At 53.6% G+C, this 16,467-nt stretch carries 16 protein-coding genes; 3 read left to right on the forward strand and 13 right to left on the reverse strand.

The annotated features are described in order from the left end of the window. Position 1: 1 nt before the first annotated feature. The 5 genes from cheA to flhD form a co-directional block, all read right to left on the reverse strand. Complete coding sequence (gene cheA, locus ACQG2Q_RS14565; protein ID WP_022648510.1) at positions 2-2,011, reverse strand: chemotaxis protein CheA; 2,010 nt, start codon at positions 2,009-2,011, stop codon at positions 2-4. A 4-nt stretch (positions 2,012-2,015) separates the two neighbouring features. Continuing rightward, a complete protein-coding gene (gene motB, locus ACQG2Q_RS14570) occupies positions 2,016-2,945 on the reverse strand; it encodes a flagellar motor protein MotB (RefSeq protein ID WP_022648511.1) in 930 nt (309 codons plus the stop codon). Then, complete coding sequence (gene motA / locus ACQG2Q_RS14575; protein ID WP_003859696.1) at positions 2,942-3,829, reverse strand: flagellar motor stator protein MotA; 888 nt, start codon at positions 3,827-3,829, stop codon at positions 2,942-2,944. The genes motB and motA overlap by 4 nt, the downstream gene beginning before the upstream one ends. Positions 3,830-3,952: 123 nt before the next feature. Continuing rightward, complete coding sequence (gene flhC, locus ACQG2Q_RS14580; protein WP_022648512.1) at positions 3,953-4,531, reverse strand: flagellar transcriptional regulator FlhC; 579 nt, start codon at positions 4,529-4,531, stop codon at positions 3,953-3,955. Between the two features lie 2 nt (positions 4,532-4,533). Next, on the reverse strand, positions 4,534-4,884 hold the full coding sequence (gene flhD / locus ACQG2Q_RS14585; RefSeq protein ID WP_003859693.1) for a flagellar transcriptional regulator FlhD: 351 nt from the start codon (positions 4,882-4,884) through the stop codon (positions 4,534-4,536). 796 nt (positions 4,885-5,680) lie between these two features. On the opposite strand from flhD, the gene uspC reads away from it, so the two are divergent. Continuing rightward, on the forward strand, positions 5,681-6,109 hold the full coding sequence (uspC, locus tag ACQG2Q_RS14590) for a universal stress protein UspC (RefSeq protein WP_022648513.1): 429 nt from the start codon (positions 5,681-5,683) through the stop codon (positions 6,107-6,109). Between the two features lie 15 nt (positions 6,110-6,124). Here the strand turns inward: uspC and otsA are convergent, their stop codons facing one another. The 6 genes from otsA to ACQG2Q_RS14620 form a co-directional block, all read right to left on the reverse strand. Further along, a complete protein-coding gene (gene otsA / locus ACQG2Q_RS14595) occupies positions 6,125-7,549 on the reverse strand; it encodes an alpha,alpha-trehalose-phosphate synthase (RefSeq protein WP_058677595.1) in 1,425 nt (474 codons plus the stop codon). After that, positions 7,524-8,327, reverse strand: a complete 804-nt coding sequence (otsB, locus tag ACQG2Q_RS14600) for a trehalose-phosphatase (RefSeq protein WP_022648515.1) — start codon at positions 8,325-8,327, stop codon at positions 7,524-7,526. Before otsB ends, otsA begins: the two co-directional genes overlap by 26 nt. A 153-nt stretch (positions 8,328-8,480) precedes the next feature. Continuing rightward, entirely contained in the window at positions 8,481-9,461 is a 981-nt protein-coding gene (gene araH / locus ACQG2Q_RS14605) for an arabinose ABC transporter permease AraH (protein ID WP_022648516.1), read from the reverse strand. 14 nt (positions 9,462-9,475) lie between these two features. After that, entirely contained in the window at positions 9,476-10,990 is a 1,515-nt protein-coding gene (gene araG, locus ACQG2Q_RS14610; RefSeq protein ID WP_023306497.1) for an L-arabinose ABC transporter ATP-binding protein AraG, read from the reverse strand. A gap of 71 nt (positions 10,991-11,061) precedes the next feature. After that, positions 11,062-12,051 (reverse strand): arabinose ABC transporter substrate-binding protein AraF, encoded by a 990-nt coding sequence (gene araF, locus ACQG2Q_RS14615; protein ID WP_023300466.1) that lies wholly within the window; start codon positions 12,049-12,051, stop codon positions 11,062-11,064. A 316-nt stretch (positions 12,052-12,367) separates the two neighbouring features. Further along, on the reverse strand, positions 12,368-12,925 hold the full coding sequence (locus tag ACQG2Q_RS14620) for a DJ-1 family glyoxalase III (RefSeq protein ID WP_032622413.1): 558 nt from the start codon (positions 12,923-12,925) through the stop codon (positions 12,368-12,370). Between the two features lie 504 nt (positions 12,926-13,429). On the opposite strand from ACQG2Q_RS14620, the gene ACQG2Q_RS14625 reads away from it, so the two are divergent. Together ACQG2Q_RS14625 and ACQG2Q_RS14630 are read left to right on the forward strand one after the other, a co-directional pair. Next, the gene (locus tag ACQG2Q_RS14625; protein WP_022648520.1) at positions 13,430-13,933 is read left to right on the forward strand and encodes a non-heme ferritin-like protein; all 504 of its coding nucleotides are present in this window, start codon (positions 13,430-13,432) and stop codon (positions 13,931-13,933) included. A gap of 576 nt (positions 13,934-14,509) precedes the next feature. Next, a complete protein-coding gene (locus ACQG2Q_RS14630; protein WP_022648521.1) occupies positions 14,510-15,853 on the forward strand; it encodes an anaerobic C4-dicarboxylate transporter in 1,344 nt (447 codons plus the stop codon). Between the two features lie 80 nt (positions 15,854-15,933). On the opposite strand, the gene ACQG2Q_RS14635 is transcribed toward ACQG2Q_RS14630, so the two are convergent. After that, positions 15,934-16,185, reverse strand: coding sequence for a DUF2766 family protein (locus ACQG2Q_RS14635; RefSeq protein WP_063849181.1), 252 nt, complete (start codon positions 16,183-16,185; stop codon positions 15,934-15,936). A gap of 106 nt (positions 16,186-16,291) precedes the next feature. After that, on the reverse strand, positions 16,292-16,375 hold the full coding sequence (gene azuC, locus ACQG2Q_RS14640) for a stress response protein AzuC (protein ID WP_003859682.1): 84 nt from the start codon (positions 16,373-16,375) through the stop codon (positions 16,292-16,294). Between the last annotated feature and the right edge of the window lie 92 nt (positions 16,376-16,467).

The raw sequence follows: 16,467 nt of genomic DNA on the forward strand, positions 1-16,467 counted from the left end.
ATCAGGCGGCTGTGTTCGCCACACGTTGTTCACGATTTAATCCCTGAAGTGCCGATACATCGACGATCAGCGCGACGCTACCATCACCCAGGATGGTGGCAGCAGAGATCCCCGGCACTTTGCGGTAGTTACTTTCCAGGTTCTTAACCACCACCTGATGCTGACCAATCAGCTGATCGACCAGCAGCGCGTAGCGGCGTCCGGCGCTTTGCAGGATCACAACGATACCCTGCGTGGCCTCGGTTTTTGCCCCGTCCACTTCGAACACTTTCCACAGTTCCACCAGCGGCAGGTACTCGCCGCGCACTTCGAGCACGCGCTCGCCGCCCGCCAGCGGATGCAGATCTTCTTCGCGCGGCTGGAGGGATTCCATCACCGCGTTCAGCGGCAGAATAAAGACTTCATCCGCCACTTTAACGGACATGCCGTCAAGAATGGCCAGCGTCAGCGGCAACAGGATACGGATCGTGGTGCCCGCGCCCTGCTTAGACTGGATCTCAACGTGACCGCCCATCTCCTGAATGTTACGTTTCACCACGTCCATGCCCACGCCGCGGCCGGAAACGTCGGTGACCTGCTCTGCGGTTGAGAAGCCTGGGGCAAAAATCAGCATGCCCACTTCTTCATCAGTCATGTTTTCGTTGACCGCCATGCCCTGCGAAATCGCCTTCGCCAGAATACGCTCGCGGTTCAGGCCCGCGCCGTCATCGGTCACTTCGATGCAGATGTTGCCGCCCTGATGTTCTGCTGACAGGATCAGGTTGCCCACTGGCGATTTTCCGGCTGCCACGCGGTTTTCCGGCAGCTCAATGCCGTGGTCGAGGCTGTTACGCACCAGGTGCGTTAACGGGTCGATAATGCGTTCAATCAGGCTCTTATCCAGCTCGGTGGAGCTGCCCATCAGCGTGAGTTCGATCTGTTTGTTGAGCTTGCTGGCCAGGTCGCGCACCAGGCGCGGGAAGCGGCTGAAGACATATTCCATCGGCATCATGCGGATGGACATCACCGATTCCTGCAAATCGCGGGCGTTACGTTGTAACTGGCCCATGCTGGTGATGAGATCGCCGTGGGTCACCGGGTCCAGCTCGTTGGAGCGCTGGGCCAGCATCGACTGGGTGATCACCAGTTCACCCACCAGGTTGATCAGCTGATCCACTTTCTCCACCGCCACGCGAATGCTCGTTGACTCGCTGGAGCGCGCCGCCGGTTTTTCACCGCGGGCCGGGGCGGCCGTCTCTTTGGGCACGGCTTTCAGTGCAGGGGCAGCGGCAACTACCGCAGGGGCAATTTCTGCCGGCGCGGGCACTTCAACGGCCGCCGCCTCGGTTTCAAACGCAATTTGATCCGCTTCAATCACGAAGCACAGCACCGCCACAATGTCATCCTGACCGATCCCGCCGTCGAGCGTCGCGGCCAGGCTGTCTTTACCCTTCACCACGTTGCTGAGCGTCGCCAGGTTACCCAGCTCCTCTTCCAGCAGGTTGACCTCGTTCTCTTTCAGCCGTGACAGCACTACGCGCAATTTTCCTGCGGGCGCATCAGGCGCACTGTCTGGTTTGGCCGCGGCGTCAACAACGCTCAGTTTTGCCGCAGGGACAACGGGCGCAGACGCCTCACCTTTGGCTTCCAGCGCTAACTGACGCAGCGCGTTGCAGATGTATTCAAAGCTGGCGGCATCAGGCTCTGCCGAACTTTTATAGGCGTCGAGCTGTTCCTGCATAATATCTTTCGTTTCCAAAAACAGGTTGATAATGTCGGTATTGAGCTGCATCTCACCGCGTCGTGCTTCATCCAGCAGGTTTTCCATTAAATGGGTCGTTTCCTGCAAAATGGTAAATCCAAACGTTCCGGCTCCGCCTTTAATGGAATGCGCCGCACGGAAGATGGCGTTGAGCTGTTCTGAGTCCGGTGCCTCGGGCACCAGATCCAGCAAATGTTGCTCCATATCGGCCAACAATTCGTCGGCTTCATCAAAAAATGTCTGGTAAAAATCGGTAATATCCATGCTCACGCTATCACCTCGGATTGGCTGGTGGCGATGTTGGAACGGCAGCCGAAGGGACGGCCCCAGGCTGTTTTAAATCGTCCAGTGACTCATTCTGACTTTCGGCGTTTTCATGCAGGATGGCCTGCTCCGCCTGCTGGTTCAGCACTAAAAGACTGATACGACGGTTGATGGCGTCATCCGGTCCGCGGTCGGTCAGGCGCATGGTTGCAGCCATGCCGACCACGCGCAGGACCTTGCCATCATCAAGCCCACCCGCCACCAGCTCGCGACGCGAGGCGTTGGCGCGATCGGCAGAAAGCTCCCAGTTGCTGTATCCCTTCTCTCCCGTGGCGTACGGGAAATCATCCGTGTGACCGGAGAGGCTAACGCGGTTCGGAATGCCGTTCAGCACCGGTGCAATCGCACGCAGAATATCGCGCATGTAGGGCTCCACGTCGGCACTGCCGGTTTTGAACATCGGTCGGTTCTGGCTGTCGATGATCTGAATACGCAGCCCTTCCTGCACCAGGTCAATTTTCAGATGCGGACGCAGCGCGCGCAGTTTAGGGTCCGCCTCAATCAGCTGATCCAGGTCACCGCGCAGTTTTTTCAGGCGCGCCTGCTCCATCCGTTTTTTCAGCTCGTCGATGTTAGGCTGTTTTTTCACTTCGCCCTGCTGCTGGGTGTAATCGTCACCGCCGCCGGGGATCGGGCTGTCGCTGTTCGAAATGCGCGGCCCGCCGGTGACCGCCGTCGCCAGCGGCGTTCTGAAATATTCCGCAATCTGAATAAGCTCTTTTGGGCTGGAGATGGAGATCAGCCACATCACCAGAAAGAAGGCCATCATGGCGGTCATAAAATCGGCGTACGCGATCTTCCATGAGCCGTGAGAACCGTGCCCGTGCCCCTTATGCTTGCGTTTTTTTACGATGACGATCGGATGGGACTGGTTTTTCATGCGTCCTCAGTTGTCGTCTGTTGGTTGGGGTTTTTCACCGCGCGCACATGCTCTTCCAGTTCGATAAACGACGGACGTTCGCTGGAGTAGAGCGTCTTACGGCCAAATTCGACGGCGATCGGTGGCGCATAACCGTTGAGGTTTGAGAGCAGCGTAATTTTCACGCACTGCATCATTTTGGTGGTTTCAGCGCTCTTCTGGCGCAGCACGCTCGCCAGCGGGGAGATAAAGCCGTATGCCAGTAAAATACCGAGGAACGTCCCCACCATTGCGTGGGCAATCAGGGCGCCCAGTTCAGCCGCCGGGCGATCCGCCGAGGCCAGGGCATGAACGACGCCCATGACCGCCGCCACGATACCGAACGCCGGAAGCGAGTCGCCCACCAGCGCCAGGCTGTTGGCCGGCACTTCGGATTCGCTCTCGTGGGTTTCGATCTCTTCGTCCATCAGGGCTTCAATTTCGAAGGTGTTCATGTTGCCGCTGATGATCAGTCGCAGGTAATCGACGATAAAATCGAGCATCATCGCGTCAGCCAAAATACGCGGGTAGCTGGCGAAAATTTCGCTCTCTTTCGGGTTTTCAATGTCCCGCTCCAGCGAGAACATTCCTTGCTGACGTGACTTCGCCATCAGGCGATAGAGCAGCGCCAGAAGATCCATATACATGCTTTTGGTGTATTTCGAGCGACGAAACAGCAGCGGAATCGCCTTCAGCGTGCCCTTGATCGATTTACCGTTGTTACCAACGATAAAAGCCCCTACCCCTGCACCGCCGATGATGACAAGTTCAGCCGGTTGATAGAGTGCTCCAAGGTGCCCGCCGGTCATCATGTAACCGCCGAAAACTGTACCGAGAACTACCAGGTAACCTAATAAGATAAGCACGACATCATCCTTCCGCTAGTGACTATGGCAGGACGTTCATTTCGAGCGCGTGACCTGAACGCAGGGTAAAAAAAAGCAGCGGTAATCGCTTACCGCTGCTGGAATCTTGCCCACAGGTTCGGGTTAAACAGCGTGTTCGATCTGTTCATCCAGCAGTTGTGGAATAATATCGGCAGCATCCCGGGAAAGTTTACGTCTTTTTACGGCTCGGGATGGAGGCTGGCATAAACTACAGGCGAAGCTGCCCGCAGGCTGGTGCGCGTGGGTAATAAAATTGCCGTCACAGCAGTTGCAGCGCGACAATTCAAGCATTCCGCTTTCAACAAAACGCACCAGCGTCCAGGCGCGGGTCAGCGCCAGCAGGGGTCCTTGTTCCTGCTGCGGGCATTGCTCAAGGTAAAGTTTGTAGGCTTTAATCACGGCATCCACGCCGCTGCATAAGCCCGTTTTAAGCAGGTACTGCCAGGCGTTACAGAACATGGAAGCATGGATGTTCTGCTCCCAGGTCATGAACCAGTCAGTCGAAAACGGCAGCATGCCTTTTGGCGGTGGGCTACCACGCAATTCTTTATACAGCTTGATCAAACGACCACGGCTCAGTTGCGTCTCGCTTTCCAGCATTTGTAAACGCGCACCCAGCGTGATGAGTTCCATTGCCAGCTGGATATCACGGGCTTCCTGAACAATGCTTTTTTCGCTCATTGTTAAGCCCTTTTCTTCCGGGCTACGTCGTCAGGCTGGCTGATTTCGTTGAGCAGGCGGGTGGAGAGAAGAATACCGGTGTGGATCTGTTGCAGATCGTCCACGCGGGATTCCTGAGTCAGACGCGTAATGGTCTGCGGGTTATCGAAACGGAACTGGCAGACAAGCTGATTGGTTTCAGCCAGCTTGACCATCTGCGGAAGTGTTAATCCCCCCAGCATGGTTGCCATCTCTTCGTTAACACCCAGACGAAACATCGCTGACGGTTTGTCCTGACTAATCAAACGCTGCGCGAGCAATAAATACGACAAATTGATGTCGTAAATATGTTTTAGCAACTCGGATGTATGCATTTTTCCCATCCCGAATAACCAACTATTATTTTTATGCGGAAAGACCGCACCCCGTGATGTCGCCGGGAAATCACCCGGTATAAAAAGAAAAGGCCAAATGCATAGTTGAATTTAGGTTTGTACGTCGTAAAGCGCGTGACCGGTTAACATGGCCAAAATGTCGGTTACACATTTTATCTTTTCTTACAAATAACTAAGATTTTTCCTAATTCGACGCAAACTCTACTCGTCAGTTTTGACACATACAATGCAGCCCCCCCTGGAATTTAAAAAAAATGTGATCTGCGTCACATAATTTACGCGAATGTAACCTATAAATCCATCAGCGTGACTTGTAATTTGGGTGTTTTTTATCCAACCCAAGCTTGTTTATATTCTTCAGGAACGAATACTCATGCATCCGGACGGGGGAATTGGGTCTGGGAAATGTAAAGACAGGGCAAATCCGCATTGATCTGCTACGGGGAAAACTTCACGTTGAAACTACCATTAATTAATAAAGTAAAAACAGGAGGTTAACGCTGGCAACACAAAAATCAGTTTCGTTGCGTAACGATCTACGCCGGGTTGATGATGAGTTAAGGCGAGTTAACCACCCGGAAGGGAAAATGTGTAATTTACGTTAAGCTGTTAATTTTTTTCATTTAGGCCATCTTTTCAGTTATTCTTCTTATAAGAATAATTAATGAATAATTATGATAAGCTTCACACTAATGACGCATTCACCTCTTGCAGTAATGGCAGTTTCGCGGTAAAGCTGGGGAAACTTGTCATTCTGACATCAAAGGAGTGCGTGATGAGTTACTCCCATCTGCTTGTTTCAGTTGCTGTTTCTCCCGAAAGCCACCAGCTTGTCGCCCGAGCCGTATCCATCGCCCGCCCCGCCAATGCCCGCATCAGCCTGATCACGCTGGCTGCAGAACCCGAAATGTATAATCAGCTGGCTGCGCCGATGCTGGAAGATATACGTGAGGTATTGCAGGAGGAAACGCACCAATTCCTGCAAGAGTTGGTGGAGAGGGCAGACTATCCGATTCATCAGACCGTTATCGCGACCGGTGAATTAAGCGCGCATATACTCGACATCTGTCAGAAAGAGAATATTGACCTGGTTATTTGCGGAAATCATAACCAGAGTTTTTTTTCTCGTGCGGCATGCTCGGCAAAATCTATCGTTTCGTCAAGCCAGGTTGATGTCCTGCTGGTGCCTCTTGGGGGCAATTAATGCCCCCGGAGAAAATCAGGCGAGTTTAGGGAAGGTCGCGATCTTTTTTTGCAGATCACCTTCCTGACTTTGCGGCTGGATCGCGCGCAAATCGTCAATAAAACGCGCCTGCCAGCGGTTAATATCATTCTTCATGATGGTCTCCATCATTTCCGAATGGCGTGAAATACGTTCCGCAAGCGGCATAGTTAACGCACGGTTCAGGGCATTTGCCACGTCATCGCGATCGTAAGGGTTTACAATCAGCGCTGAGGTTAACTCGTTTGCCGCACCGGCAAATTGAGACAGCACCAGCACACCCGGGTCAGCAGGATCTTGTGCTGCAACATACTCTTTTGCCACCAGATTCATCCCGTCGCGCAGGGGCGTGACTAGCCCGACGTCCGCATAGCGGAACACTTTCATCAGAATTTTGCGCTCAAAGTGCTGATTCAAATAGAAAAGTGGTGTCCAGCCAAGCTGCCCGTAGCGCCCGTTGATGCGCCCTGCTTCGGTCTCAAGCTGGTGACGGATATCCTGATAGGCCTGAACCTCACCGCGTGAGGTCGGCGCTATCTGGGTATAACGAATCTTGCCGTGATGCTGCGGGAATTTTTCCAGCAGGGTTTCGTACGCGAGGAATCGCTCCGGCAACCCTTTGGAATAATCAAGTCGTTCAACCGAAAAGATATTCTTAACGTGCTTGAGTTCATCCTTAAGCTGGGCAAGCTTCGGAGGCAATGGACCGGAGGCCTGCTCGGCAATTTCGTCTGGCTCAATACCAATCGGGTAGACCTCGGTATGGAAATGACGTCCCCACGCGGTGTGAGATTTGCCGCCGTGAGTGACCAGTCGGGTTTTACCGGACACGCTGTCGAGGAAGGCCAGCCTGTCGTTTTCCGTCTGGAAACCGAGCAGGTCGTAATCGGACAGCGCCTCAAGGATCTCTTCATGCTGCGGCAGTGCCGTGAAAATCTCCGGCGTCGGGAAAGGAATGTGCAGGAAAAAACCGATTCGGTTATTCACACCACGTTTTCGCAGCTCTCTGGCGAAAGGCAGCAGATGGTAGTCGTGGATCCATAAAATATCGTCTTCTTCGATCAGCGGCAGCAGTTTATCTGCCAGCAGCGCATTAACGCGCATATAGCCTTCATAGGATTCACGCTGGAATTTCACCAGGTCCAGACGATAGTGAAACGCTGGCCACAGCACGGCGTTTGAGAACTCGGAATAATATTCATCATAGTCCTTCTCACTGAGTGCGAAGGAAGCCCACGTGATATTGCCCCGTGACACCTTTTTAAGCGGTTTCTCATCATTACTGATTTCCCCGCTCCAGCCAAACCAGAGACCACCCGCGGCTTTGAGGGCACCTAATACCCCGACCGCCAGGCCACCGGCACTGGCTTTTTTATCATCCGGCGGTGCGATGCGATTAGAGACGACGACTAAGCGACCCATAATGATTTCTCCCGTTGTTTTGCGCTATTTGTTGTTGTTGCTGGTTAGCGACATCAGATATCCACTGCCAGACGCTGGCGACGTTTTCCAGCCGCCATCCGGCAACGGTTTCACCCGGCCCTACCTTGACAGACATGCCACTGGCCTGGTTTACCACGCTGAACCCGGCCTCATCGGTCAGGTCATCCCCAAAAAATACTGGCGTACGCCCTTTAAACGGCGCTTCCGCCATAAACGCTGCAATGGCAGCGCCTTTATTAATTCCTGCTGGTTTAATCTCGACCACACATTTACCGGGCTGTAACGCCAGCTCCGGATGGGCTTCCGCCACGCTTCTTGCTACCGAAAAGATCGCCGCCTCATGGTGAGGCGCCTGACGGTAGTGCAGCGCAAAGGCCATGCCTTTGGCTTCCAGTTCCGTACCGGGAAGCAGTTCCAGAGCAGAAGAGAGTTGCGCATGCAGCGCCTGAACCAGCGTATCGGGGAGTGAAACTATATGCAGTTGATCATGGATATCGCGGCGCTCCGCTCCGTGCACACCGGCCAGCGGAAAGTGATAAGGACTGGCGAGCACATCCAGCTCGGCCATTGAGCGCCCTGAAATCAATGCCAGTGCCCCCTCGTTCTGTCGGGAGAGCTGCTGCAAATTCTCTAACACCAGATCCGGTACAACGACGTCGTCAGGATGCGGTTCAATCCCGGCGAGCGTCCCGTCGAGGTCAAAAAAGAAAGCAAATTTTCCGGGCAGTACAGGCGGTGCGGTTAACAAGTCAGCCACCCTAATCCTCCTTACAGTGAACAAAACAGCCATGTAAGTATAGACAGTGTGACGGCGCTCGCCATTTAGCAACCGGCCCGTCAGCATAACTGGCGGGCCGGTCAGGGAGTCAACTATGGTTAATAGTTGAGCAGATAAGTGGCTAAAAATAAATCAGACGGTACGCTTAGCTTTTTGCTTGTAACGGTCGAAGATCACTGCTGCCAGCAGGATCAGGCCGCGTACGACGTACTGAGAGAACGGAGAAATATTAAGCAGGTTCATGGCGTTCTCCACGGTCCCCAGAATCAGGATCCCCGCCACCACATATGAGATTTTTCCGATGCCGCCCTTGAGGGATACGCCCCCCAATACGCAGGCTGAAATGACAATTAGCTCATAACCGATAGAGGTCATTGGCTGGCCGCTGGTCATACGCGACGCCAGAATAATCCCCGCCGCTGCCGACACCAGCCCGGAAAGCACAAAGATAATGATCTTGGTCCGTACGACCGGGACACCCGCCAGACGCGCCGCTTCCTCGTTCCCGCCAATCGCCAGGGTGTTACGTCCAAAGGTGGTGCGGTTAAGCAGGAAACCAAACAGGATCAGACAGGCTACCGTCAGCCAGATAGGCGCAGGCAAGCCCAGCCAGTTGGCATAGCCCAGCGTAAAGAAGCGCTCGTCTTCAATCCCCACCGCCTTACCGTCGGAGATGATATAGGCCAGACCGCGCACGATTTGCATGGTCGCAAGCGTCGTGATCAGGGCGTTAATCTTCAGGCGCGCAATCACAAAGCCGTTCACCAGCCCGCTCAGCACGCCGAGCATCAGCCCCGCCAGCACGCCGATCCACAGGCTTTCGGTCATATTGATCACCACGGCAGTGGTGACCCCGGCACAGGCAATCACCGAGGCGACCGACAGGTCAAAATCGCCGGAGGCCAGGCAGAATAGCATTCCGCAGGCCACCATGCCGGACATGGAGATGGCCAGCCCCAGCCCCTTCATGTTGATGAAGGTCGCGAAGTTTGGCACAAAAATCGCGCACGCAACGAACAGGGCGGCAAAAACCACCAACATGCCGTACTGGTCCCAGATGCGGCCAAAACTGAAAGCCGACTTCGGCGCTCCGGATGTAGTAACAGAGGACATCATTGACTCCTTACTCAGGCGACAGCCTGGCTAACTTTAGGCATGGCGAGACTCAACGCCTGTTGTTCATTCGCCTGTTCATGCAGCAATTCACCGGCAATTTCGCCTTCACGCATCACTACAATGCGGTCGGCGACGCCCAGCACCTCGGGCAGATCGCTGGAGGCGAACAGCACCGCCACGCCGCGTTTTGCCAGCTCATAGATGACGTTATAGATTTCGTGTTTCGCCCCCACGTCGATACCGCGCGTTGGTTCATCCAGCAAAATGACCTTCATGTCTTCCGACAGCCAGCGCCCCAGAATGGCTTTTTGCTGATTGCCGCCGGACAGGTTCATGATCAGCTGTTCAGCCCCGGGGGTTTTGATGTTCAGCGAACGGATATGGTGATCCGCGTTGCTCGCCTCCCAGCCGTCGTTAATCAGACATCCCGCGCGGATAAACTTGCGCCGGGCAGAGATGTTGATGTTGTCGCGCACCGAGTGCACTGGAATAATGCCTTCGGCCTTTCGATCCTCCGGACAGAGCATGATGCCCGCGTTAATCGCCTGCGCAGGCTTCTGTATATCGACCTTTTTCCCGTCGACGAAGACCTGGCCCTGGGTAATGCGCGTCCCGCCAAACAGCCCTTTCATCAGCTCGCTGCGCCCTGCCCCCACAAGGCCAAACAGCCCGACGATTTCGCCGCTGCGCACCGAGAGTGAAATAGGTGTGCGCACGCCTGGGGCTTTAACGCTATCCAGACGCAGACGCTCCGGGCCATACTCGCGCGGTTTCCAGTGGTAAATATCCCCCAGATCGCGCCCGACCATCGCCTGCACCAGCTGGTCATGATTGACCTGCTGCATATCGGTGAAGGTGCGCACGTAGCGGCCATCCTTAAACACGGTGATGGCATCGCTTAAGGCAAAAATCTCTTCCATACGGTGGGAGACGTACAGAATGATGCGGCCCTCTTTGCGCAGCTCGCGGATCACGCGAAAGAGGTTTTCAATTTCACGCGCCGAGAGCGAGCTGGTTGGCTCGTCAAAAGCGATGATCTTGGCGTTACGCGCCAGCGCTTTGGCAATTTCCACCATCTGCCACTGGCCGATGGAGAGATACTTAAGGGGCGTTTGCGGATCGACATCCAGCCCAAGGTGCCTGAGCTGCAAGCCCGCTTCATAGTTGAGCAGCGAGCGGTTGACCACGCCGCTTTTATGCGGAAGCTGGCCCAGGTAGATGTTCTCCGCCACGGTCATTTCAGGAATGAGATGCAGCTCCTGATAGATGATGGCGACGCCCGCGTTTAACGCTGCCGTGGTATCGGCAAAGGCCACCTCTTCGCCGCGAATGGCCAGCGTGCCGGTGGTGGGCGTGTAGTTGCCGCTGAGAATTTTTAGCAGCGTGGATTTTCCCGCGCCGTTCTCCCCCATCAGGGCATGAACCTGACCGGCATAGCAGTCGAAGCTGATATCGGTCAGCGCGTTTACGCCGGGGAATGTTTTACCGATGCCGCGGAAAGAGAGATACGGATCAGACTGTTGCATAACGACTCCGTGATTCCTGTAGTGTGTACCTCAGGCCCCTCACGGGGTGTGAGGGGCGCAATCACAGCGTATTACTTACCGCCCAGTCCTTTTTTCGCCAGCTCCTCTTTGAAATTATCGCGGGTGATCAGCACCACATCGGTCACTTCGGTGAATTTCGGCGGCTCAACCCCTTTGGTCACCCAGTTGTAAAGCATTTCGCTGGATTTATAGCCGTGGACATCCGGGCTTGGCAGCAGAGAGCCGTAGAAGCCGGTCGCCTGCGCTTTAGACAGTTCGCTCACGGCGTCCACGCCGTTGATGCCGATCCCGATAATGTCCGGTGCTTTAAAGCCCTGGCCTTCCGTTGCACGCACGCCGCCCAGCACGGTGTTATCGTTCATCCCCACCACCAGCCAGTGTTTCACCTCCGGATGCTGAACGAGCATAGAGTTCGCCGCATCAAAGGCGCCCGGGATATCGTTGGATTTGGTCGGGACTTTGTAGATTTGTTTTTCCGGGAAGCCAGCCGCTTTTAGGGCGTCCATGGAGCCCGTGGTACGACGACGGGCGGTATCCAGCTCGTCAGCGGTAATCGCCATCACGGCGGTCTCTTTTACATCCCAGCCGCGTTTTTGCATCTCTTTATAGAGCTCCTGGCCCTGACGCTCGCCGATTTTGGTGGCCGCCATCATCACCAGCGGAACGGTATCCATCGGTTTGCCTTTGGCATTCACGAACTGATCGTCCACCGCAATCACTTTCATGTCATAACCGCGCGCTTTCGCGGCAATCGCTGAACCCAGCTTTGGATCCGGCGTACAGATAACGAAACCTTTCGCGCCGCTCGCCGCCAGGCTATCAATGGCGTTAAGCGTTTTCTCGCCGTCAGGTACGGCGATTTTAATTACCTCAAATCCCAAATCTTTTCCGGCTTTATCAGCAAATTTCCATTCGGTCTGGAACCACGGTTCTTCCGGCTGTTTAACCAGAAAACCGAGCTTTAAATTTTCAGCGATAGCGGATTGTGACATAACGGCAGCCAGGCCGATGGCCGCCAGCGCTTTAGTAAATTTGTGCATGGTAAACTCCAGCTTTAGCATTCTTATCTGTAGGGAATAATGGCGAACAATTTATTTAATCGGACTTAAAACAAGGCATTAGCGCTTACCTCGTCATAAGCGTTATTGCTGGTGATAGTTTTAGCGGGAAATTAATCATCCATAAGAGAGCGACATCACACCGCAGAATTACAGTAATTGCGTACATAAATTCAGCGAAAAATGACATAAAAAAGGACGTAATTGTCCTACAAATGGAAAGGAGTTAAGCAGGATTATCCATAAGGTCAGCTAAGAAATCCCTGTAACCCGGACGCCTTAGCGTCCGGCAGAAAATTTACCAGCGGTAATAGATGTGTTCAGCATGATCGCGCACGGGGGCATCGTCGCCCAACAGACGCGCAGAGAGCGTCAGCGCAAAGTCAAAAGCGTGCCCCAGCCCCTTGCCGCTGATGAGGTTGTTATCCTCCACCACCGGCGCATCCACATATACTCCATCATCAACGGTCTGCCAAAGATCGCCGGAACAGACGTAGCGCCGCCCCTTCAGTAGCCCGTTTGCGCCCAGCACCCGCGCAGCCGCAGAGCAGATCGGGCAGATGAGTTTGCCGTGCTCGTCATGCGCGGAAACAAAGCGGATCACCTCCTGGTTAGCCGCAAGATTGATACTCCCCTGCGGCCCACCGGGTAACACGACCGCGTCATACAGCGTATTAATACGTTCCGTTAATGTACTGTCAGCCACCATGGGGATATTGTGGTAACTCACTACCGCACGGGACTCCGCGCAGGCCAGCATTTCCACCTCGATCTGCAAGCGACGCAGGATATCCACTGTGATAATCGCTTCTGCTTCTTCAAAACCAGGTGCCAGCAGCACCGCAACTTTTGTCATCATAAACCTCTACGGGTGAAAAGATATAAAACATCGTTTCATTTTCCAGATTTGTTAGATAACAATCTTACGACGCGATCACAGAACCGTATATTGCGGGAAAATTGATTTAGCTCAAATTTGCTACAGCAGGATATATTTGCAGTTATTATTTCTGATTTAACACTTTCACAGAATTTCCCGCCACAGAAGGTTTCCTGAAACGATAAAAATGGGAAGAAATGATTTTAATATCATTAAAATCATATAGATAAAAAATATTATATCTCGTCACCTGTTTTCTGTTCTGCGCTATATTTAAATTTGTAATGTATGGTAAACACAGCCCAACTAAGAGTTTTCTTAATTCCAAGAGAAGCGTATGCTTATTTAAATCGAACACAGGACGTGAATTTTCGAGTTTGTTTACCTTGCAGAAATCTTTTTCTGTTATTCAATCGTCAGTACCTGCCGGGTCAGGTTTAGTAGCGGACATCAAGTCCCACAGTCAATAAGGATATGAGTATGACTACCCAAACGATGATGCAAAAACTGAATGCCCAGATGAACCTGGAGTTTTATGCTTCAAATCTGCATCTGCATTTGAGCGCCTGGTGTTCCAGAAAAAGCCTCAACGGCACTGCCACCTTCTTTCGTACTCAGGCGCAAAGTAACGTCACGCACATGATGCGTGTCTTTAACTTTTTGAAAGCCATCGGCGCCAATCCCACAGTCAAAGAGCTTGAAACGATTGAAGATAATTACTCTTCTCTGGAGGAACTGTTCCAGAAAACGCTTGAAGAGTATGAGCAACGCTGTACAAAGCTGAACAAGCTGGCCGATGAAGCCAAAGCGCAACAGGACATCATTACCCTCAAGTTTTTACGTGATATGGACAGAGAGCAGCAGCAGGATGGCATGCTGCTGAAAACGCTCGCAGACGAAATCCGCAACGCGAAACGCGCGGGGATCTGTCTGGAGCAGACGGACCGCCATCTTCTCGACATAGCTACCGTGCAACACCACTAAGTCCTTCACCCGCTCCCGTCAGAGCTGAGAGTTCCCCACAAAATAATGCCTGCACAGACGGCCCCCTCTCCCTTGAGGGAGAGGGCTGGGGTGAGGGGGAACATACGGCTCTGGTGGTCATTCCGTTCACTTTATGTTCCTTGCTACTCTGTCACGGCATAACCGGTGAACGTGCCAGGGTGGCTCAGTCGCCACCACCCTGGCGACCCGGGCTTCCGGCGGAAAATCGCCGCTTCGCTGTACCTTCGGCTTATTCCTTCCGGCTTATCGGGGACGGGCGGAGGTAACATCCCTGTAAAGCCCGCCCTCTCGGCGCATCCCTGCGCCTCGCCCCGGCCTACAGGAAACGCCTCAGCGATTTACAGCCGGACCGAGGCATCGCTGAAAGCCTTCAGTTATTCTGAAGGCAACGTTATCGCTTTTGCTTTCAAATTACTGGGGATCCCTCAGCCCGTCAGGGAGTGGGTGCCAACTCCCTGCTTTTGCTGACATTTAACAAATCAGATCTTGCTCCCAATGAATAACCACACATCGTGTAATGATTTGTTTAATTACATTCATTAACGAGGGAGCATCATGATCACCATTGAGTTTATTGTCATTATCCTCTGCCTGCTGGTAGGTACCCGCTTCGGCGGGATGGGCCTGGGGCTGATAAGCGGCATCGGCCTGTTTATTTTGAGTTTTGTCTTTGGTCTGCAACCCGGTAAACCGCCGGTTGACGTGATGCTCACGATCCTCGCCGTCATCGGCTGCGCGGCAACACTACAGACCGCCGGTGGCCTGAACGTGATGATGCAATTCGCAGAGCGCCTGCTGCGAAAACATCCCCAGCACATCACCCTTCTCGCGCCGTTTACCACCTGGATGTTGACCTTTCTCTGCGGGACCGGCCACGTCGTCTACACTATGTTTCCCATTATCGCGGATATCGCCCTGAAAAAAGGCATTCGCCCGGAACGACCGATGGCGGTTGCCTCGGTGGCCTCTCAGATGGCGATCACCGCCTCCCCCGTTTCCGTGGCCGTCGTTTCGCTGGTCTCAATTCTGGGTGCGCAGCACGGTATCGGCCACGCGTGGGGGATCCTCGAAATACTCGCCGTTTCCGTACCGGCCTCACTGTCAGGCGTCGCCATTGCGGCACTGTGGAGCCTGCGCCGGGGGAAAAACCTCGCAGACGATCCTGAATTTCAGGAAAAGCTGAAAGATCCGAAACAGCGGGAGTTTATCTATGGGGGAACGGAGACGTTGATGGATCAGCGTTTCCCTAAACAGGCCTACTGGTCAACGTGGATCTTCTTCGCCGGGATTGCCGTTGTGGTCCTGCTGGGTGCGTTGCCCGAGTTGCGTCCGGCGTTTGAGATCAAAGGCAAAATGACGGCCCTGTCGATGAACCTTGTCATTCAAATGATGATGCTTATTGCCGGGGCCATCATGCTGATGACCTGTAAGGTTAATGCGTCGGCCATTTCAAACGGAGCGGTATTTAAGGCGGGGATGGTCGCCATCTTCTCGGTGTTTGGCGTGGCATGGATGAGCGATACCTTTTTCCAGGCGCATCTCGACGAACTGAAAATGGCACTGGAGGGGGTAGTGAAGAGTCATCCCTGGACGTATGCCATCGTGTTGTTTCTGGTGTCGAAACTGGTCAACAGCCAGGCCGCGGCCTTGACCGCGGTCGCCCCGATGGGGTTGATGTTAGGCATCGATCCGAAAATGCTGGTGGCCTTCTTCCCGGCCTCCTACGGCTACTTTGTGCTGCCCACCTATCCGAGCGATCTGGCCTGTATTGGATTCGATCGCTCCGGCACCACCCGCATCGGTAAATTCATCATCAACCACAGCTTTATTCTGCCGGGTCTGATTGGCGTCAGCTGTGCCTGCGTGGTGAGCTATCTGCTGGTGCAGACGTTCTTTTGAGCCTTCTGTGGGCGACAGACTCTGTCGCCCTTCGACGTAAAATCAGAAAACGGTTTCTAATTTTAAAACATCGGTTTATTTTAATGTGACTCACCCTGCGGCGTGAAGCGCAGTTCAATCAGCGCGATCGCTTTCTGGATCGCGCGGAGCGTAACCGGGTCCGCCGCAGCAGGATGATTGGTGAAATCGATGTTTTTTAGCTGGGTCGACATCTTTTCGCGTACCTCAACCGGCGCGATAACGTCAATCACATCAATGATTTGTTTGATAACCAGCTGGCAGGCGACGACGTCAGATACCAGTTCCTGATCGGCGCTCAGGTTTTGTGACATGGGGTTCTCCTTATTCAAAGGCAGCCATAGTAGCAAAACAGACGCCCTTCCATCTCCCTCTCGTCGTCCGCAGACATAAAAAAACCTGCCGAAGCAGGTTTTTTTATCAGAACATCGCACCCGGTGGGACGTCTTTAAACGTTGTGCAGTAGTTAGCCCACATGCTTTTCAGGATTTTGCGCAGTTTCATTATGTTGCTCCAGTAACGTGTTATGCAGGTGTTATTATCAATACGCTTATAATATGACCGTCATCACAAAAATCAACCATTTTGTGACCTGC

The sequence above is a fragment of the Enterobacter cloacae complex sp. 370H10 genome (assembly GCF_050031535.1).
GTDB lineage: Bacteria > Pseudomonadota > Gammaproteobacteria > Enterobacterales > Enterobacteriaceae > Enterobacter > Enterobacter intestinihominis.